This is a genomic window from Nocardia sp. NPDC059180, assembly GCF_042754945.1.
Taxonomy (GTDB): domain Bacteria; phylum Actinomycetota; class Actinomycetes; order Mycobacteriales; family Mycobacteriaceae; genus Nocardia.
Map to the genome: position 1 here is coordinate 331987 of NZ_JBHZBU010000005.1, position 19712 is coordinate 351698.

The 19712-nt window shown below is 68.8% G+C and carries 13 protein-coding genes; 12 read left to right on the plus strand and 1 reads right to left on the minus strand.

Annotated elements, in window-relative coordinates; translation table 11 throughout:
- Positions 1-110: 110 nt before the first annotated feature.
- The 8 genes from glpK to fxsT all read left to right on the plus strand — a co-directional run bounded on the left by glpK (position 111) and on the right by fxsT (position 14930).
- The gene (gene glpK, locus ACFXNW_RS18740) at positions 111-1622 is read left to right on the plus strand and encodes a glycerol kinase GlpK (RefSeq protein ID WP_379418968.1); all 1512 of its coding nucleotides are present in this window, start codon (positions 111-113) and stop codon (positions 1620-1622) included.
- A 29-nt stretch (positions 1623-1651) separates the two neighbouring features.
- Positions 1652-3397, plus strand: a complete 1746-nt coding sequence (locus tag ACFXNW_RS18745) for an FAD-dependent oxidoreductase (protein WP_379418969.1) — start codon at positions 1652-1654, stop codon at positions 3395-3397.
- Positions 3398-3703: 306 nt separating this feature from the next.
- Entirely contained in the window at positions 3704-5575 is a 1872-nt protein-coding gene (locus ACFXNW_RS18750) for a trypsin-like peptidase domain-containing protein (protein ID WP_379418970.1), read from the plus strand.
- A complete protein-coding gene (locus tag ACFXNW_RS18755) occupies positions 5572-6606 on the plus strand; it encodes an AAA family ATPase (protein ID WP_379418971.1) in 1035 nt (344 codons plus the stop codon). Before ACFXNW_RS18750 ends, ACFXNW_RS18755 begins: the two co-directional genes overlap by 4 nt.
- A gap of 2 nt (positions 6607-6608) precedes the next feature.
- Positions 6609-8999 (plus strand): SAV_2336 N-terminal domain-related protein, encoded by a 2391-nt coding sequence (locus ACFXNW_RS18760; protein WP_379418972.1) that lies wholly within the window; start codon positions 6609-6611, stop codon positions 8997-8999.
- On the plus strand, positions 8996-10615 hold the full coding sequence (locus ACFXNW_RS18765) for a chloride channel protein (RefSeq protein ID WP_379418973.1): 1620 nt from the start codon (positions 8996-8998) through the stop codon (positions 10613-10615). Before ACFXNW_RS18760 ends, ACFXNW_RS18765 begins: the two co-directional genes overlap by 4 nt.
- Positions 10612-11865 carry an aKG-HExxH-type peptide beta-hydroxylase gene (locus tag ACFXNW_RS18770; RefSeq protein WP_379418974.1) on the plus strand — a complete coding sequence of 418 codons (1254 nt, stop codon included), beginning with the start codon at positions 10612-10614 and terminating at the stop codon, positions 11863-11865. The genes ACFXNW_RS18765 and ACFXNW_RS18770 overlap by 4 nt, the downstream gene beginning before the upstream one ends.
- Positions 11866-11876: 11 nt before the next feature.
- Positions 11877-14930: an FxSxx-COOH system tetratricopeptide repeat protein gene (fxsT, locus tag ACFXNW_RS18775; RefSeq protein ID WP_379418975.1), complete on the plus strand. Its 3054-nt coding sequence runs from the start codon at positions 11877-11879 to the stop codon at positions 14928-14930.
- Between the two features lie 55 nt (positions 14931-14985).
- Here the strand turns inward: fxsT and ACFXNW_RS18780 are convergent, their stop codons facing one another.
- A complete protein-coding gene (locus ACFXNW_RS18780; protein WP_379418976.1) occupies positions 14986-15624 on the minus strand; it encodes an SgcJ/EcaC family oxidoreductase in 639 nt (212 codons plus the stop codon).
- A 96-nt stretch (positions 15625-15720) separates the two neighbouring features.
- On the opposite strand from ACFXNW_RS18780, the gene ACFXNW_RS18785 reads away from it, so the two are divergent.
- The 4 genes from ACFXNW_RS18785 to ACFXNW_RS18800 all read left to right on the plus strand — a co-directional run bounded on the left by ACFXNW_RS18785 (position 15721) and on the right by ACFXNW_RS18800 (position 19668).
- A complete protein-coding gene (locus ACFXNW_RS18785; protein WP_379418977.1) occupies positions 15721-16176 on the plus strand; it encodes a MarR family winged helix-turn-helix transcriptional regulator in 456 nt (151 codons plus the stop codon).
- Between the two features lie 64 nt (positions 16177-16240).
- The gene (locus tag ACFXNW_RS18790) at positions 16241-16684 is read left to right on the plus strand and encodes a helix-turn-helix transcriptional regulator (protein WP_379418978.1); all 444 of its coding nucleotides are present in this window, start codon (positions 16241-16243) and stop codon (positions 16682-16684) included.
- 5 nt (positions 16685-16689) lie between these two features.
- Positions 16690-17100, plus strand: coding sequence for a VOC family protein (locus ACFXNW_RS18795; RefSeq protein ID WP_379418979.1), 411 nt, complete (start codon positions 16690-16692; stop codon positions 17098-17100).
- Positions 17101-17277: 177 nt separating this feature from the next.
- Positions 17278-19668 carry an ATP-binding cassette domain-containing protein gene (locus ACFXNW_RS18800; protein WP_379418980.1) on the plus strand — a complete coding sequence of 797 codons (2391 nt, stop codon included), beginning with the start codon at positions 17278-17280 and terminating at the stop codon, positions 19666-19668.
- Positions 19669-19712: the final 44 nt, after the last annotated feature.

A 19712-nucleotide genomic window follows, 5' to 3' on the forward strand; every position in this document is an offset into this window, starting at 1 on the left:
AAATCGTTCGACATTGTCGAACGCACCCCATTGTCGGTGTGGTCGGCGCTTCCTAGATTCGGCGGTGGCAGCTCGTGCGACGGGGCAGCGAGCCCGACAACGGAGACCAGATGACCGACCTCATCGGCGCCCTCGACCAGGGCACGACCAGCACCCGTTTCATGGTCTTCGACCATGCGGGCACCGTCATCGCCCGCCATCAGCTCGAACACGAGCAGATCCTGCCGCGCCCGGGATGGGTGGAACACAATCCGGTCGAGATCTGGGAACGCAGCTGCGCGGTCATCCAGACCGCGCTCGGCCGCCACGGCCTACGCGCGAGCGACCTCGCCGCCATCGGTGTCACCAATCAGCGCGAAACCACGGTCGTCTGGGACCGCCACACCGGACGCCCCTTCCACAACGCGATCGTCTGGCAGGACACCCGCACCGACCGTATCGCCGCCGAACTCGATTCCACCGCAGGCGAACTCGTGCGCCACCGCACCGGCCTGCCACCGGCCACCTACTTCGCCGGCGGCAAAATCCGCTGGCTGCTCGACAATCAGCCCGGTCTGCGCGCGGCCGCCGAACGCGGCGACGCCCTGTTCGGCACCATCGACACCTGGCTGCTGTGGAACCTCACCGGCGGCATCCGCGGCGGCCTGCACCTCACCGATGTCACCAACGCCAGCCGCACCATGCTGATGGACCTCGACACCCTCGACTGGGATGACGAACTGCTCGCCCTGCTCGACATCCCGCGCGCCATGCTGCCCACCATCGCCGCCTCCTCCCACCCCACCCGCTACGGCCACACCAGCCCCGACGGCCCCTTCGCAGCAGCGGTGCCCATCACCGCGGCGGTGGGGGACCAGCAGGCTGCCATGATCGGCCAAGTCTGCCTGGACCGCGGCCAAGCCAAAAACACCTACGGCACCGGCAACTTCCTGCTCCTCAATACCGGCCCCACCCCGGTGCGTTCGGCCAACGGCCTGCTCACCACCGTCTGCTATCAGCTCGGCGACCAACCACCGGCCTATGCCCTGGAAGGCTCGATCGCGGTAACAGGGTCGGCGGTGCAATGGTTACGCGACCAGCTCGGCATCATCTCCGGCGCCGCCCACAGCGAATCCCTCGCCGCCGAAGTCGCCGACAACGGCGGGGTCTACTTCGTGCCCGCCTTCTCCGGGCTCTTTGCCCCACACTGGCGTTCGGATGCCCGTGGCGCCATCGTCGGGCTCACCCGCTACGCCACCAACGCCCACATCGCGCGCGCCACCCTCGAAGCGATCTGCTACCAAACCCGCGACGTCGCCGACGCCATGTCGCAAGACTCCGGTGTCGCACTGCAAGTGCTGCGCGTGGACGGGGGCGTCACCGCCAACAACCTGTGCATGCAGATCCAAGCCGACATCCTCGGCGTCCCCGTCAGCCGCCCCGTCGTCACCGAAACCACCGCACTCGGCGCCGCCTACGCCGCGGGCCTGGCCACCGGCTACTGGCGCGACACCGATGAGCTGCGCAGGCATTGGCGCGAAGACACCCGCTGGGAACCCACCTGGACCGACCGGCAACGCGCCGACGGCTACTCGGGCTGGACCAAAGCCGTCGGCCGCACCCTCGACTGGGCCACCCCGTGACCACCCACCTTCGATCACAAGGACATTCCATGACCGGCCGTTCGCTCACCACCCCGCTGCCGCTGAACCCCGCCACCCGCGAGCATGCTCTCGACACCATGGCCACCACCGAACTCGACGTCCTGGTCATCGGCGCGGGCGTGGTCGGCGCGGGCACCGCACTCGACGCCGTCACCCGCGGGCTGCGGGTAGGCCTGGTCGAAGCCCGCGACTACGCCTCGGGCACCTCGAGTCGCTCCTCCAAACTCGTCCACGGCGGGCTGCGCTACCTCAAACAACTCGACTTCGGACTCGTCTTCGAAGCGCTGCGGGAACGTTCGCTCATCCTCGACACCCTCGCCCCGCACCTGGCCAAGCCGGTCGAATTCGTCTACCCGCTGGAGCGTCCGCTGCTCGACCGCGCGTGGGCGGGAGCGGGGATCGGTGTCTACGACGTGCTCGGCGCGGGCCGCGGTGTGCCCGCCCATCACCGCCACCTCGGCCGCCGTGGCACTCTGGCCCGCTTCCCCGGCGCCAAACGCGGCCGCGTGCGCGGCGGGGTCAGCTTCTACGAAGGCCAACTCGACGATGCACGCCACACCATGATGCTGGCCCGCACCGCCGCCACCCATGGTGCGCTGTGCGCCTCCAGCACCCGCGTGGTGGATTTCCTGCGCGAAGGCGATCGCATCGTCGGCGCTGTCGTCGAAGATCTGGAAACCGGGCGGCATGTCGACATTCGCGCCAAGCGCACCATCAACGCCGCCGGACCGTGGACCGACGAGATCCAGGCCATGCTCGACGCCACCCCGCAGTTCCGGATCCGCACCTCCAAGGGCGTGCACATCGTCGTCCCGCGCGACCGCATCGACGCCACGGCCGGCCTGATCACCGAAACCGACAAGAGCCTGCTGTTCGTCATCCCATGCCCGTGGAGCACTGCGCATTGGATCATCGGCACCACCGACACTCCCTGGGACCACGATCTGGCCCATCCCGCCGCCACCCGCGCCGATATCGACTACATCCTGGCCCAGGTGAACCGCCTGCTGGAAGAACCCATCGGCCATGACGACATCGTCGGCGTCTACGCCGGGCTGCGCCCGCTGCTGGCAGGCAACTCCGACCAAACCAGCACCCTCTCGCGTGAACACGCGGTCGTCACACCGGTTCCCGGGCTGGTCCTGGTCGCGGGCGGCAAGTACACGACCTATCGGGTGATGGCCGCCGACGCCGTCGACGCGGCTGTCGCCGACCTGCCCGTGCGGGTCGGGCCCACCCGCACCGACCGGGTGCCGCTGGTCGGCGCACACGGCTACCACGAACTGTCACTGTCGCGGGCCCGCCTGGCCGACGAGCTGCGCCTGCCCCCGGCCACGATCGACCACCTGCTCGGCCGATACGGCAGCGCTCTCACCGAAATTCGCGAAATCATCACCACCGACCCGCGACTGGCGCAGCCCCTGGGCTCAACGGCTTATCTGCGCGCGGAAATCGTCTACGCCGTCACCCACGAGGGTGCGCTGCATCTGGACGACATCCTCACCCGCCGCACCCACCTGTCCATCGAAACCACCGACCGCGGTACCGCCGTGGCCGCCGAGGTGGCCGCACTCGTGGCGCCGCACCTGGGCTGGGACGCCGGCGACATCGCCCGCGAAATCGAGCTCTACACCGCCCGAGTCGACGCCGAACGCGACGCCCACCGCTACCTCGACGACGCCACCGCCGACTCCGTGCGCCGCACCGCCGCCGATTCGCGCACCGGACGCGCGGTCGAGGAATCGTTCGCCTGATCGCGATCCGGTGCGCCGGATGACCTTCGCGCCGGTCGCATCGAACCCCGGCCCGCCGGCATCGAATGCGTCGCAGGACTCGTTGCCGCCCAACGGGTCTCGGTGATAGCGTGCCGAATGTTCCGGAGGGGGAGACCCGCCGCCGGGCGAGCGCGGGTTGCGCTCACGCATTCGCGCGGCGCGCGTGGTGACCAGCCCGTATGGTAGAACTGCGGCCGAACGACGATGCGGGGGTTGGATATGGCGCGTATCACCATGGATCTCGGCGGCTCACCCGCGCCGCGGTAGCGAAAGAGCAACAGCGCCATGCCGGTCCATGCCGATATCGACGATCTGCTGCGCGCTGCTGCCGCAGCGGTGTCGGCGGACCGCCCTGGTGCGGATCGGATCGGCACGGCCTTCCGCATCACCCCCGACTACGCGGTCACCGCGGCCCATGTGGCGCACGCGGCGGGCGGTCGGGTGCGGTTGGTGTTCGGCGCGGACAGCGCCTGCACCGCCACCGTCGTCGTCGCCTCCCCACCACCTGCGGACGGTTCACGCTGGGGGTTCGACGATTTGGCGGTGCTGCGCATCGATAATCCGAGCCGGGTGTGGGCGCCGTGCGTGCTGATGGCCGAGCCGGTGCTCACCGCCCAGGACGAACTGCTCGTGTGCGCGCTGAACCCCACCTATGTCGACCGGGTGATGGAGATCTATCACGGGTACCGGGTGCGCGATATGCATCCACGGTTCTTCACTATCGACGGCGACCGCTCCGTCATCCAGGGGATGTCGGGTGCGCCGGTGTGGTCGGTGCGCCACGGCGGGGTCGTCGGTTTCGTCAAGGCCAGTGAGAATCTCGACTCCGCCCAAGGTGGTGCGATCGCCTACCTGCTCGACGGCCTGCGCGTGGGTGCGCGAACGCTCTACGACGAGATCGTCACCGCGCACGACGCCTACCACCACGACGATCACACCTGGGTCGATCGCCTCGTCGGCGCCGAAGCGCCCGTGCGGCGGTGGCTGGTCGAACTCCAGGGGCGGCTGGCCGAGATCGCTACCCCGGCCGAGCGGCGGGTTCCGGTCGGGCTGGTCGACGAACTGTTTCGTGACTCGTTCCTGCCCGATATGGCCGATCTGCTCACGCTGCGCGATCTGGCCGAATACCTCGGCACCGAAAGCCAGAACCCGACCTTCGACCTGGCCAGGTTCTGTGCGCTGGCACCGAAGCATCTGCCCGTCGACCCCGCCGTCGCCCACGGGTTGGGTGAGCTGCCGAAGAAGATGCTGCTGCCGCGCGACTACCCGCAATTCGAGCGGCGATTTCTGGCCACCCGCCAGGAAACCCCCGATGTCACCGTGTTGTTCGGCATCATCGTGCCCGAGGAGGGGCCGCGTCTGGACGAGCGCGCCCCGATCCCGCACCGGTTCGAACTGGCACGCAAATCCGGTGACCAGGAAATCATCACCCTCGAGCCCGCGGGCCGCTGCGCCAGCTACGACCACGCCAAACGCGAACTGAAATACGCGCTCGACGTCGCGTTGAGCACCATCGAGAAACCACGCGACGCCGTCGAAATCGTGGTCGCGCTGCCCGATGATCGGCTGGGCGAGGACCCGCTCTACGAGTGGCGGCGCACCGACGAACGCCCGTTCAGCAAATTCCGGATGCGGCTGCGACGCAGCAGCACCTGGGAGAAGAGCAGCGAACAGATCGCCGAACTCGACGCGCGCTGGAACCGGCTGCGCGGCCACGGTGCCGACGGGCTGGTGTGGCTGGGCTGCGCCGACCCACGCGCTCGAGCCCTGCCCACCCTGCAGGGTGTGTTCGCCGACGCCGACCCACCCGACGGCGTCGCGGTCACCGAACCACCCACCGCCGCGGTGCTGACCGCGTCGGCGTCCAACGCGCTGCCGATCACTCTGTGGCGCACCGAAGGGTGCCCCAGCCACCCCGAGGGCGCCCCGGAATGTGACGGCAGCGTGTTCCGCACCGCACTTGCCGCACGTTTGGCGGATCACCCGCCGACCGATTGGTACTCTGCGATCTGGCACCAGCAGCGCGACCATGAACATTCCGAGGAGCGGGATCTGTTCTGGCGCAAGATCATCTGCGTTCTCGATGTTCCAGGCCAGAGCAGACGACGCCCGCCTCCGCTCGCCGGGCCGGGGGCCATGAGACGGGAGTGGCTATGACAACGCCGAAATGGCATGTGTTCCGTGGCTCGGGTGAGCCGCGCCCGGACGCCTGGGACGCGGTGCCCCCACCGATGATCGCCCGCACCTTCACCGGGCATCCGACGCTGGGGCCGCCGCACCCACAGCCCGACCAGCCCGCCCAGATGGACCGCAAACTGGGCCGCGACGGCATCGGCGCCCACCAGCTGCGCACCGAGGACCTCGACGTCATCAATGCCGCCCTGCTGTGCCGGCGGCCGTTGCTGGTGACGGGCGCGCCGGGGCTCGGCAAATCGTCGCTGGCCTATCTGATCGCCCGCGAACTGGGATTGGGGCCGGTACTGCACTGGCCGATCACCAGCCGCAGCGGCCTCGGCGACGGCCTCTACCACTATGACGCCCTGCGCCGTTTCGAAGAGGCCCAGCTGCGCGAGACCGCCGCCTCCGACGGCGGGTCAGCCGATCTGGCCGACTACATCACCCTCGGACCCCTCGGCACCGCGCTGCTGCCCTACCGCAGGCCGCGGGTGCTGCTGATCGACGAAATCGACAAGGCCGATATCGATCTGCCCAACGACCTGCTGCACGTGTTCGAAAACGGCGAGTACCAGATCGACGAGCTGCGCCGCATCCGCGCGCACCGGCCACGGGTCGATGTATTCACCCACGAAGGCCGCGAACGGGTCGCGGTGCGCGACGGTTTCGTCCAGTGCAATGCCTTCCCGGTGGTCATCATGACCAGCAACGGCGAGCGGGAATTCCCGCCGGCGTTTCTGCGGCGCTGCCTGCAACTGCAACTGGACAAACCCGAACGCCCGCAGCTGGAGCGAGTGGTCGCCGCGCACCTGGGCACCGGCGTCGCCGAGGAGTACGGCGACATCATCGACAGCTATCTGCGCCGCCGCAACGAACTGGGCGCGCTGCCCACCGACCGGCTGCTCATCGCCCTGCACGTACTGACCCAAGCCACCCTCGTCGACGGCGCCGACCGGGTGGACCGCCAGCGGCTGGCCGAACGTCTCATGCAGCCCACCGACACCGCAGGCTGATCATGTCCGGCCTGTCCGAACTCCTCGACGCGCTGCGCGAACTCGACGTCGACGGTGGCACCGTCGCCGAGGCGCTCTGGCTTGCCGGCCACATCGATGATCAACCCGGCCACACCCCACCGCCACCACAGGCACCGGACGCAGCACCCGACCCCGACACCAGTCCCGCTGCGGCCGACACCGCCACCATGCAACCCTTGTTGCCACGCGAAGTGCCCGCCCGGCCGCTGCCCGGCCCGCACACCCCGTGGCCCTACCGCACCGAGGTCGCAGTGCCCGCGCCGTCACCGCTGGACTCGGGCGCCGACCTGCTCGGCGAACTTCGCCCACTCGCACGCAAAGTCCCCGACGCGCGGCGACGAGTCTTCGACGAGGACGCCTCCGTTGATCGCATCGCCCGCACCGCGATCGCGTGGCCCGCTACCAAACCCGCGCTGGTGCGCCAACGCGAAGTGGCGCTGGTGTTCGACCGGCATCCGTCGATGGCGGCCTGGAGCGGGCTCGGCGCGGCCATCCGGACCCTTGTCGACTCGGTGGGCTTTCGCCGCGTCACCGAGTGGTACCTCGACGAAGACGACACCGGCGCACTGCGATTGGCCACCCACGCGCATACCGCAGCAGACCGGCCGCTGTCGGTGTTGCGCGACCCGTCCGGCCGCCGGGTCATCATGGTGTTCAGCGCCTGCCTCGGCGACGGATGGGCGTGGGGGACCGCGGCCACCGAACTGGAACGGCTCGCCGCACGCTCCCCGGTGGCGATCGTGCAGCCCTTACCGAACCAATTGTGGCGCCGGACCGGTCTGGACTGGGGCCACGGACGAATAACAGCGGTGATCCCCGACCGCCCCTCGCCCCTGCGCGTGCTCGCACCCGCGAACGCGACGACCACCTCCATCCCGGTTCTCGAGCTGACCCGCGGCTGGATCCGGCCGTGGGCCCAGCTGCTGGCCGGTGAACGCCGCTCGGCCGGCTACCCACTGCTGCTCCGCGCGCAACCACCGACCACCCAACGATCCCAACCACTGTCGGAGCGCCAGAACCACGAGCTCGGCCACAGCGCGATCGAACGGGTGCGCCGTTTCCGCGCGGCATCCTCACCGGAGGCGTTTCGGCTGGCCGCGAGCCTGGCCCAGGTGCCGTTGTTGCTGCCGATCATGCGGCTGGTGCAGCAGGCGGTGTTGCCGGGCAGCGCACGCAGTGTGCTCGCCGAGGTGCTGGCCGGTGGCCTGATCGAGGACGCCGACGCCGGTTCCGCACCGCCCTACACCGTCCCCGAAGACAGCCGCGTGTTCGCGTTCCGGCCCGATATCGCCGAAGTTCTGCGCGAGGCGATTCCCCGCAGCGACGCCGCGCAGGTCCTGGCCGCCACCTCCCGGTTCATCGCCGAACGCTACGACGTGCCAGGACCGGTGTTCCGGGCCGCTGTCTCCCAACCTGCCGCGGGGGCAGGCGCACCGTTCGCCTACCTGTCGCCGGAAACGCTGCGCCGCATCGCACCCAACTTCCCCGACCCACCCACCGGGCCACCCAGCGAGGACGACGAACGCCGCTACGCCGACGCCGTGCGCGACGCCGCAGCGGACATGCGCGACGGTGACGTGGAGGCCGCACTCGCCTCGACACGACACGCACTGCAAACCCTGCCGGTGGCGCACCCGCAACGCACCGGCCTGCTCGATCAGCTCACCACCCTGCTGCGGCGGCGCTGGGAATACAGCGGCGACACCGGCGATCTCGACGAAGCCATCGCCGTCGCCAAAACCGCACTGGCCGAGCTCGATGACACCGACGCGGGCACCGCAGGCTTGACCCGCCTGGGTGAGCTGCTACTGCACCGGTTCGATGTGGCAGGCGGCGCCGACTTCCTCACCGACGCCACCCGCGTGCTGCGTACCGCGCTCGACGCCACCGAACCCGACGATCCGAGCCTGGCGCCGCTGTCCGAACGCCTCGCCGACGCCCTGTTGCGCCGCAGCGAGGTCACCGGTGAACCGCTCTACGCGTGGGAGGCGATCGACCTGTGCATCGCGGCAGGCCAGGACGAGGAACAGGCCACCGGCCGTGACGCGGTCCTGATGTTCAAGATTGCCCGCGCCTACCTCGATATCGCGACCCTGTCCGAACATCCGCCGACCGAGCTGGAAGGCCAGATCGTCGAACAGTTCCGGCACGCGGTAGCACGCATGGCAACCGCACCGACCGAACACGCGGCCGCGGCACTGCTCGACACCGCCACCCGGGTGGCACCCGCCGTGCACGCGGGCGCCCTGCCCGCCCGACTCGCACCGGAGCTCGCCGACATCCTGGCGACCCTGCCCGCCGAGGCACACAGCCCTGCGACGCTCGAGGCGGGACGGGTCCTCGATGCCGTCGACGGCAGCGACCTGCCATGACCGCGGACGGTCGTCGCTGCGGCCGGTGGGGTGCGGTGTGTGCCGCGCTGCTGCTCGCCGGGGTCGCGGCCGGGCTCGGCGCCGCCACATTGCGTGTCGTGCTCGACGCGGCCACCCACGTGCTGCTCGGCTCGGTCGTCGAACTCGTCCCGATCACCGACGGGCTGTGGCATACCCCGGTCGGACCGCTGGGGGAGCACGCACTGCTGGTGCCGTTGCTCGTCGCCGCGGGCATGATGGCCGCGACGCTGCTGTCGCGGTGGGGTGGGCGGCAGGTCAACGGTACCGACGGCGTCATCGAGGCGGTCAACACCCGCGACCTCACCGGGCTGACAGTACGAGGCGCCGCCGTCAAATTGGGCGGCACCGCACTCACCTTGGGTTCGGGTGGCTCCGGCGGCACCGAAGGCCCGGTCGCCCAGATCGCGGCCTCGCTCGGCGCGATGTTCACCCGGCGGCTCCGGCTGACCGATGCCGAGGCCGCCCTGGTGGTGACCGCCGCGCTCGGCGCCGGCGTCGGAGCGCTGTTCCAGGCCCCGATCGGTGGCGCGCTACTGGCTGCGGAACTGCTGCGCCGCCGCGGAATCGATTGGCAGGCATTGCTGTTCGCCATACCGGTGGCACCGGTCGCGTTCGGGGTGTTCGTCGCACTGTATGGATATGACCCCATGTTCGGGGTCGAGGACCTCGGTGCATTCTGGGACCCCACCACCACGGCGGTGCTCATCGGTGTCGGCCTGGCCTGCGCGGTGACGACCCGGCTGTATGTGGTGAGCTTCCACCGCGTGGGCCGCCTGCTCGCCCCGGCGCGCCGACGTCCGTTCGTGACCGCGGCCGTGGCGGGCGCGGGTGTCGGTATCGTCGGGATCTTCGTACCGATGGCGCTGAGCACCGGATACGGGACGATCTCGCTGCAATTGAGCTCCACCGGAATCGCGTTGCTGCCGCTGTGGATGGTGCTCGCTCTGCCGTTGGTCAAGATCGCGGCCACCGTCGTCACTTTGCATGCCGGGGGAGTCGGCGGCGTGTTCGGCCCGGCCATGGTGATCGGGGCCTCGACCGGTGCCCTGTGCTGGCGGCTGGCCACCGACGCAGGCCTGGCACCGGGCCCCGCGGCGGCGTGCACGCTGGCCGGGCTCGCGGCATGTCTGGGCCCGGCGGTTCGTGCACCGCTGGCCGCGATCGTGTTCACCACCGAGGTCGCCGGATATCACCTGCCGCCGATCGGTCTGGTGCTCGCGGTGATCATCGCCGCCGCATGCACCAGGGACATCACCCTGTTCCCCAGCCAGAAGCCGAACCAATTGTCAAGGCGTTACCGGCAATTGGATATGTCGGTTATGTTGAAATCAGTTGTCATGAACAAAGCGCCGAGCACGAGACGCACCGGTGACGCCATACGCTCCGGTGGACCGAATCAGCCCGGCTCAGCAGTGGGGGACGACCCGATGGAATTCGACGACACCCGGGGACTACCCGACCTGACCGACACACCGCTCGAGGAGCTGCTCGGCGACCATCACCCCGACGTGCGGCACGCCTACCACACCGCGCGCCGCCGCAGGGCCGCCGTCGGGATCATCTTCGCCGGCCACAATGCGGGCGGAGGCGCGTGATCGACACTTCCCACACCCCGCCACCACACACTCGCCCGGTCACCGCGGTCGGTGAATTGACCGTCTCCGGCCCCGAATTCAATGCTCTCGCCACCCTCACCGACCACCCCGGAACCCTGGCCGCGCTGCGACGCGCCCGCCTCAGCCGCAACCTCGCCTTCCTCGCCGCAGTCCTGCGCGGTGGCACCGAGGGCCTGCCACCGCAGGCGCGGGCGGGTTTCGAGCTGCTGGTGCAGGTGCAGCGCCGTGCACCCGAGGCGGCGCGAGAGATCCTGCAGCATCCCCGCTTCGGGGCGTGGGCCGCAGTCTGCGCGGTCGAGAACGCAGGCGTTGGCACCGAGGCGCCGTTGTCACATCTGGCGTCGTTCGCCGCCGCGGCCGCGATACGTGCACGGATCGACTTCGATCTGGACCTGCCACGTGTCGGCGACGCGGTGGTCGTGCCCGGGCTCGGCTGCTGGACCGGGCCCGCCGACACCGACCCACGAATCCGCTACCGCGGCACCGAGACCGCACACCTTGATCGCTGGCACTGGACCCCGCTGCGCACGCTGTCGGCGCAGCTGCCCGCCGGGCGCATCGATGTCGAGTTCGACGACCTGCCTGCCACCCCGTCCGCCTGGCCCGACCTGCCGCCACCCGGCCGAGACACCCGCTGGACACCGTGGAGCGACACCGAATACTGCAGCTGGCGGCAGCTGTTCGACGCGGCGATGCGCCTGCTGTGCCAGATCGTGCCCGAACTGGCCACACCGCTGGCACACGGCCTGCGCGCTGTCCTGCCACGCGACCGTGAACTCAGTTCGTTCCGCACCTCCACCCTCGTCGACTCCTTCGGCGCCACCGCCATGGTGCTGCCCGCCGACCCGATGGCGGCAGCGACCGGGCTGCTGCACGAATTCCAGCATTCGAAACTCGCCGTGCTGATGGAGATGCGGCCACTCATCCGCACCGACGGCCCCGCCGACCTGCCCTCACCATGGCGCACCGAACCCAGACCACCCAGTGCCCTGCTGCACGGCGTCTACGCCCACCTCGCGGTGGCCCGGTTCTGGCACCGCGCCGCACAGCACCCCACCGCCACCCCAGTGCCCGCCGCCGACCCGGTCCGGCAGCAAACGCTCACCGCCTGCGACACCCTGCTCGATACCGATCGGCTGACACCGGCCGGTCGCCAATTCGTGACCCTGATGCGGCACACCGCCGTCACCGACAGCGACGGCCACCCGGCCGCAGCGACCCTGCGATAGGAGTAGCGAACGTGGCTGCCACGCCTCCGCCTTCGACGACCGCCGCACCGATCGTCGTCGCCCACGCCGGCGAAGACGCGGTCTGGGCGCTGTGGCTACAGCAGATCGGTACCGACGCCGGACTCGACCTGCGCCTGCACCGCATCGACGCCGCTACCGCACTGCCCGAACCGGATACCGGCCACACCCTCATCCTGGTGATCAGCGACCACCTGATGCGCCACACCACCGCGCAGGATTGGGCCCGCTACGGCGCCACACCGGATGCGGTGCTCGCGGTCATCGCCGCCACCGCCACCATCCCCGCCGACGCGGCACATATCGCCGCCGTCGATCTGCGCCTGCTGCCCGACGAAGCCCAGGCCCGCACACGAATCCTGCATGCGCTCGGCCACGAAGACACCGCCACCGCGCCGCACACCCTGCAACGCGCGAGCCGAATGCGGGTGCGCTACCCGAGCCAGCAGATGTTCGTCGGCTACCAGTCCAAAACCATGCCCCAGCACCAACCCGAATGGTTCTTCGGCCGCGAACACGAGCTCGACACCCTCCGCCGACAACTGGACACGACCGGCGCCTGCGTCCTTGCCGGTATGGCGGGCAGCGGCAAAACCTGGCTCGCCGCCGCCTACGTGCGGCGCTACCGCTCCCAATACGACCTCATCGCCTGGATTTCCGGCGAGAACGGCGCGGTGATGCGCACCGAACTCGGCCAGCTCGCCGCCCCACTCGGCTTGCCCGAGTCACTGCCACGCGCCACGCGCCACCTCGAGGTCGTCGACGCACTACGACGCTCAGGCACCCGATACCTGCTGGTCTACGACAACGTCACCCCCGACCGCTACCGCACCGGCCGCGAATACCTGCCGCTGCCACGCAAACCGGCCCTGCTGTCGGACATGGTGCCGTGGGACGGCCCCGGACACGTGCTGCTCACGTCGAAGGTGACCGACTGGGACCACCCGCAACCCATCACGGTGCCCATGTTCACCACGACCGAAGGCGCCGACTTCCTGCGCCGCCATATCGACGAGATGGCCGAACCGACGGCACGTCAGTTCTGCGACGCCGTCGACGGCAGCCCCGTACTGCTCAACGCCCTGGCCCACCGCGGCTCCCGAGGTATCGACACCGTCGACGACACGCTGCTGCGCCGCATGCGTGCGACACCATTCACGTTGCTGGACAAGGAACTCACCGCCTCCTACAAGCGCGCAGCCTCCATCATCGGCGACTCCGTACTTCCTCTGATCGACGAACCCGTCGGCTCGGACGCGTGGGCGGCGGGGCAGCTGCTGCGCCTGCTCACCAGTTTCGGCCCCGACCAAGCGATCTCCCTGGCCCTGCTCACCTCGACGCTGCCCGGTTCCGAACGGCGCACCGGCGCGCGGCTGCCCGACCAGTTCGCCGACGCCCTAGCAAGCGAACACCGCCGCCGCAACGTCCTCGAACTCGTCACCCGCGACTCGGTCGCCCAGATCTGCGCCGACCCCCTCACCGAACGCGGCCGCGCACTGAAAATCCACGCCGTGCCCTGGCACGGGATCCGCGACTTCCTGCCTGCCACCGTCGCCGAAACCAACCGCCACATCGCCCACCAACTGCTCTGCGACGCCGACCCGCAACGCACCGACCTCCCCGCGCTGTGGGGCCGATACCTGTGGCTGTGGCAGCAGATCGCGCACGCCGAGGTACTGGCCTGCACCCACCTCGCCCAGCCGGACGACCCGTGCGCCCAACTGCCGGAACTGATCCGCCACGTCGTCGAAGCGCTGCGGGTGCAGGGCGAGCTGACCGCGGCCGCCGGTTTGGGGGTGCATGCTGCCGAAGCCTGGACACCGATTCTCGGCGACACCGATATCGGCGTCATCCGGATCTGGATCGTGACCGGCAACGCCCTGTGGCAACTCGGCGACTGGGCCCGCGCCCGCGAAGCTGCCATGGCCGCGCTCTCAGGTGTGGAGCAGGTGCGCGGCACCTACCCGGAGGAATACGTCTGGTCCAGCGACCTGATCGCGGCGTGCATGCGCACCGCGGGCGACTGGGCCGGTGCGGTCGCCTTCAACGAACAATCGCATGCGTGGGCGCGCGAATGCCTGGGGGAGGGCAGCATCGAAACCGTGCGCGCCGCCCACAACCTGGCCGTGTCCTACCGGGTGATGGGCCGATTCGGGGCCGCGATGGAACTCGACGCAGGCAACTATGAACGGTTCCGCAACGATCCGATGTTGGCCGACGACCCCATCTTGCGGCTGCATTGCGTCAACAACGTCGCCCGCAATCATCGCGAACTCGGCAACTACCAGGCCTCGGTCGCGCTGCAGGAACGCGTGCTCGCCGACTTCATCGAACTGCTCGGCAGCCCACGCCAGCAAAACATCCTGCGGGCACGCAAGAACCTCGCCGTGTCCTACCGCAAAGCCGGCCGCTACCGCGACGCCCTCGACATGCAGAGCAACGTCCTCACCGACCACGTCGACGTCTACGGCCCCGACCATCCCGAATCCATCGCCGCCCGCACCAACGTCTCCAACGACTACCGCCTCACCGGCGACCACGACCAGGCACTCGAACACGCCGCCGAAGCGTATCGGCGCTGCTCGAGCGGATCACCCACCCACCAGTACACCGCCGCCTGCGCAGTCAACTACGCCGCCGCGCTGCGCAGCCACGGCCGCTACGAGCACGCATTGACCCTCGACCGAGAAGCCGTCGACATCTTCACCGAACGGCTCTCGGCACAACACCCCTACACCCTGGCCGCCCAAACTGGTCTCGCCTCCGACCTCGCGGGCCTCGACCGGCTCACCGAAGCCGTCGACCTCGGCACCGACGTCCTGGACCGCTGCCGCCGCATCCGCGGCACCGACCACGGCTACACCTTGCAATCCGCCGTCAACCTCGCCCTCGACCTGCGCGCCCTCGGCCGACACGACGACGCCGACGCCCTCGAAGCCGACACCCTCGACCGCTACCCACACGCCCTCGGCGCCGACCACCCCGACTACGCCGCCGCCCGCGCCCGCCGCCGCGGCACCTGCGACGTCGAACCCCCACCGTTGTGACAGTCGAACAATTCGGTGAGTTTCATCGAGCCCGCGCCCGGCCCGCCCAGAGCTCTCACCGTTCGGCCTCGGGTTTGGTGTCCGGCTCGAACAAGAACGAGATGCGCTCCATGACCGTCTTGCGCTGCGTGTTCTGAAAAGCGGCGATGCGCCACTGCCCGTCCTGTTCGCGCACCATCGTGAAGGTCGCGGTCTTGGACAGCTCGCTCGGGCGCTCGTCGTCGTACCGGTCGCCCCGGGTGGTGACGATCGCGGTGTCCGCGCCGAAGAAGCGGATGCCGAGATAGGAATCGGCGAGCTTGCTGCCCTTCAGGAATCCATTGAACAGCGCGCGGTGACTCTCGGTGATATCGCGGCGGCCGTCGTAGTGGGTGCCCGCGAAGGTGGTATAGGTGCCGTTCTCGGTGAAGACCGCGCCGTAGGCGTCGGCATCGCCCCGCGCCCAAGACGCGTTGAGCTCGGTGAGGGTCGCGCAGACCCCTTGCAGGTCCGCGGCGGTGCCACCGTCGGGTGTGACGTCCGTGCACTCGGCAACGCCTTGGTTGCGCACGTCCGATGTTTGATCCAGCCACACGTACCCGCCGACGGCGGCGATGCCGAGGGTCAGCGCGCTCACGCCGAGCACCTTCGCGACGGTGCGGCGACGGGACTTGGCTGGGGTGGCGGATTCGGTATTCGTGGTGGTCTCGGTCATTTCGGGAGCGCCTCTCGTGTTATTCTCTGCTTAAGGGATCTATCTTCTCCGAAGATGTATCTGCGTTGAGGAAGAGATTATGAGGAGGGTGAGCTCTTGTCAACGGAGCGACGTGACATCGACCCCGGTCAGGTCTTTCGGCGGTACCTGAGTTCGGTTGTGCTGCATGCCCAAGCCGGCGCCAAGGCGGTCGGACTCGGAGCTACCGACCTGTACGCGCTGAACATCCTGGAACTGAGCGGAGCCATGACCCCCGGCGAACTCGGCACCCGCACCGGGCTGACCACCGGACCAACCACCCGGCTCATCGACCGCCTGGAACAGGGCGGGTATGTGCGCCGCACCGCCGATCCCGGCGACCGCCGCAAGGTCATGGTCGAGCCGATCGCCCAGCCCGCCGACCTCGACACGGTGCTCGCCCCCGCCCGCCGCAAGATCGGCGACATCATCGGTGGCTACACCCCCGAACAACAGGAATTCCTTTTCGACTACTTCGCCCGGGCCGCAGACGCCTACCAGCAGGCAGCCGGGGAAATCGGCGCCGCCGACTAGGCCACGATGGCGCCGAAGAAGCGGGCGCTGGGCATCTCCGCCACGGCATGGCACCATCACAAACGTGAGCACTCCCACGGAGCAACAATTGCGCGACCTCGCGCGACTGCGCCGTGTCCGCGACCGTATCGACCGCGAATACGCCCAACCCCTCGACGTCGAAGCCCTCGCCCGCGACGCCCACATGTCCGCCGGACACCTCAGCCGCCAGTTCAAACAGGCCTACGGCGAATCGCCCTACTCGTATCTGATGACCCGGCGTATCGAACGCGCCATGGCGTTGCTGCGCGCGGGTGAACTCAGCGTCACCGAGGTCTGCTTCGCTGTGGGCTGCCAGTCACTGGGCACCTTCAGCACCCGCTTCACCGAACTGGTCGGCATGCCACCCAGCGTGTACCGACGCGAAGCCGCGGAAGCCACCGCAGGCATGCCCTCCTGCGTCGCCAAACAAGTCACCAGACCGATCAGGAATCGAGAAGCGCAGCCCGCCGATCCGCAATTAGCCTGATCAACATGGATATCAGCATCAGCGCCAGCTTCCTCCCACACACCGACCACGAGGCCACCCTCGCCTTCTACCGCGACACCCTCGGCTTCGAAGTCCGCAACGACGTCGGCTACAACGGCATGCACTGGATCACCGTCGGCCCCGCCGACCAAACCGACACCGCCATCGTCCTCTACCCACCCGATGCCACCCCCGGCCTCACCGACGACGAACGCGCCACCATCGCCGAAATGATGGCAAAAGGCACCTACGCCAGCATCGTGCTCGCCAGCAAAGACGTCGACGGTGCCTTCGAACGCCTGCAAGCAGGCGATGCCGAAGTCGTCCAAGAACCTACCGACCAGCCCTACGGCGTCCGCGACTGCGCCTTCCGCGACCCCGCAGGCAACCTGCTGCGCATCCAGCAGGCGAGCTGACCCAGCCACCCACCGGCAACAACACCGCGACAGGTTCCCGCCGGCAGCACGCACCAGCCCCACCGGCGGGAACTTGTTCGCCCGCGCGCGACCCACGCCGGCGAATACCATCGCGCTCGACACCGAACAACCCCCCGAAGTCACGGCGAACGCCCCCGCCGAACCGATGGAGACACCATGAGCCCGGCCACAACAAGGCCCACCGCACCAGCCGCCCCGCATCTGGCCGACAGCCACGACACGATCAGTGTCCAGGGCGCCCGCGAGAACAACCTCAAAGACATCAGCGTCGACATCCCCAAACGCCGCCTCACGGTCTTCACCGGCGTCTCCGGCTCCGGCAAGAGCTCACTGGTCTTCTCCACCATCGCCGCCGAATCCCAGCGGATGATCAACGAAACCTACAGCGCCTTCGTCCAAGGCTTCATGCCCAACCTGGCCCGCCCCGACGTCGACGCCCTCGGCGGACTCACCACCGCAATCATCGTCGACCAGGAACGCATGGGCGCCAACGTCCGCTCCACCGTCGGCACCGCCACCGACGCCAACGCCATGCTGCGCATCCTGTTCAGCCGCCTCGGCACACCCCACGTCGGCTCACCCCAGGCATTCTCCTTCAACGTCGCCTCCATCAGCGGCGCCGGCGCCGTCACCATCGAAAAGTCCGGCCGCACGATGAAAGAACGCCGCAGCTTCCACATCACCGGTGGCATGTGCCCCCGCTGCGAAGGCATGGGCAAGGTCTCCGACTTCGACCTCACCCAGCTCTACGACGCCACCAAATCACTCGCCGAGGGCGCACTCACCATCCCCGGATACAGCATGGACGGCTGGTACGGGCGCATCTTCATGGGTTCCGGATTCCTCGACCCCGACAAGCCCATCGGCAAATACAACAAGCGTGAACTCAACGACCTGCTCTACAAAGAAGCCACCCGGATCAAGGTCGACAACGTCAACGTCACCTACGAAGGCCTCATCCCGCGCATCCAGAAATCGTTCCTCGCCAAAGACCGCGAAGCGATGCAGCCCCACATCCGCGCCTTCGTCGACCGCGCCATCACCTTCACCACCTGCCCCGAATGCGACGGCACCCGCCTCAGCGAAGCCGCACGCTCGGCCAAGATCAACGGCATCAGCATCGCCGACGCCTGCTCGATGCAGATCAGCGACCTCGCCGAATGGGTGCGCGACCTCGACGAACCGTCCGTCGCACCACTGCTCACCACCCTGAGCCACACCCTCGATGGATTCGTCGAAATCGGACTCGGCTACCTGTCGCTGGACCGCCCCGCAGGCACCCTGTCCGGCGGTGAAGCCCAGCGCACCAAAATGATCCGCCACCTCGGCTCGGCCCTCACCGACGTCACCTACGTCTTCGACGAACCGACCATCGGCCTGCACCCGCACGACATCCAGCGCATGAACGACCTGCTGCTGCGCCTGCGCGACAAAGGCAATACCGTCCTCGTCGTCGAACACAAACCCGAGACCATCGTCATCGCCGACCACGTCATCGACCTCGGACCCGGAGCGGGCACCGGGGGAGGGACCGTCTGCTACGAAGGCGATATCGACGGCCTGCGCGCCAGCGACACCCACACCGGACGCCACCTCGGCTACCGCGCCACACTCAAGGAATCGGTCCGCACACCCGACGGCGCACTCGAAATCCGCGGCGCCGCCCAGAACAACCTCGTCGACGTCGACGTCGACGTCCCCACCGGCGTGCTGACCGTCGTCACCGGCGTCGCAGGCTCGGGCAAGAGCTCACTCATCCACGGCAACCTCGCCGGACGCGACGGCGTCGTCGTCATCGACCAGGGCGCCATCAAGGGCTCGCGCCGCTCCAACCCCGCCACCTACACCGGCCTGCTCGAACCGATCCGCAAAGCGTTCGCCAAAGCCAACGGCGTCAAACCCGCACTGTTTTCCGCCAACTCCGAAGGAGCCTGCCCCACCTGCAACGGCGCGGGCGTCATCTACACCGACCTCGGCATGATGGCGAGCATGGAAACCCCCTGCGAGGAATGCGACGGCAAACGTTTCCAAGCCGAGGTACTCGACTACAAGCTCGGCGGCCGCGACATCAGCGAAGTACTCGCCATGCCCGTCAGCGAGGCCGAAGAGTTCTTCGGCTCCGGCGAAGCGCGCATACCGGCCGCACACAAGATCCTGCAACGGCTCGCCGACGTCGGCCTCGGCTACCTCACCATCGGCCAGCCCCTCACCACGCTGTCGGGCGGTGAACGCCAGCGCCTGAAGCTGGCCACCCACATGGGCGAGAAGGGCGGGGTGTACATCCTCGACGAACCGACCACCGGCCTGCACCTGGCCGACGTCGCGAACCTGCTCGGCCTGCTCGACCGGCTCGTCGACGCAGGCAAGTCGGTCATCGTCATCGAGCACCACCAAGCCGTCATGGCCCACGCCGACTGGATCATCGACGTCGGACCCGGCGCAGGCCACGACGGCGGCAAGGTCGTCTTCGAAGGAACACCCGCCGACCTCGTCGCCGACCGCTCCACCCTCACCGGCGAGCACCTCGCCACCTACATCGGCGCCTGACCCCGGCGGTGCACTCCCCGCAACACTGGGGGAGTGCACCGCCG

What these genes read in the sequence shown, in the direction of transcription:
- ACFXNW_RS18800 (WP_379418980.1), top strand. Translation starts at nt 17,278, where the DNA reads ATGAGCCCGGCCACAACAAGGCCCACCGCACCAGCCGCCCCGCATCTG.
- glpK (WP_379418968.1), top strand. Translation starts at nt 111, where the DNA reads ATGACCGACCTCATCGGCGCCCTCGACCAGGGCACGACCAGCACCCGT.
- ACFXNW_RS18795 (WP_379418979.1), top strand. Translation starts at nt 16,690, where the DNA reads ATGGATATCAGCATCAGCGCCAGCTTCCTCCCACACACCGACCACGAG.
- ACFXNW_RS18750 (WP_379418970.1), top strand. Translation starts at nt 3,704, where the DNA reads ATGCCGGTCCATGCCGATATCGACGATCTGCTGCGCGCTGCTGCCGCA.
- ACFXNW_RS18745 (WP_379418969.1), top strand. Translation starts at nt 1,652, where the DNA reads ATGACCGGCCGTTCGCTCACCACCCCGCTGCCGCTGAACCCCGCCACC.
- ACFXNW_RS18780 (WP_379418976.1), bottom strand. Translation starts at nt 15,624, where the DNA reads ATGACCGAGACCACCACGAATACCGAATCCGCCACCCCAGCCAAGTCC.
- ACFXNW_RS18765 (WP_379418973.1), top strand. Translation starts at nt 8,996, where the DNA reads ATGACCGCGGACGGTCGTCGCTGCGGCCGGTGGGGTGCGGTGTGTGCC.
- ACFXNW_RS18755 (WP_379418971.1), top strand. Translation starts at nt 5,572, where the DNA reads ATGACAACGCCGAAATGGCATGTGTTCCGTGGCTCGGGTGAGCCGCGC.
- ACFXNW_RS18760 (WP_379418972.1), top strand. Translation starts at nt 6,609, where the DNA reads ATGTCCGGCCTGTCCGAACTCCTCGACGCGCTGCGCGAACTCGACGTC.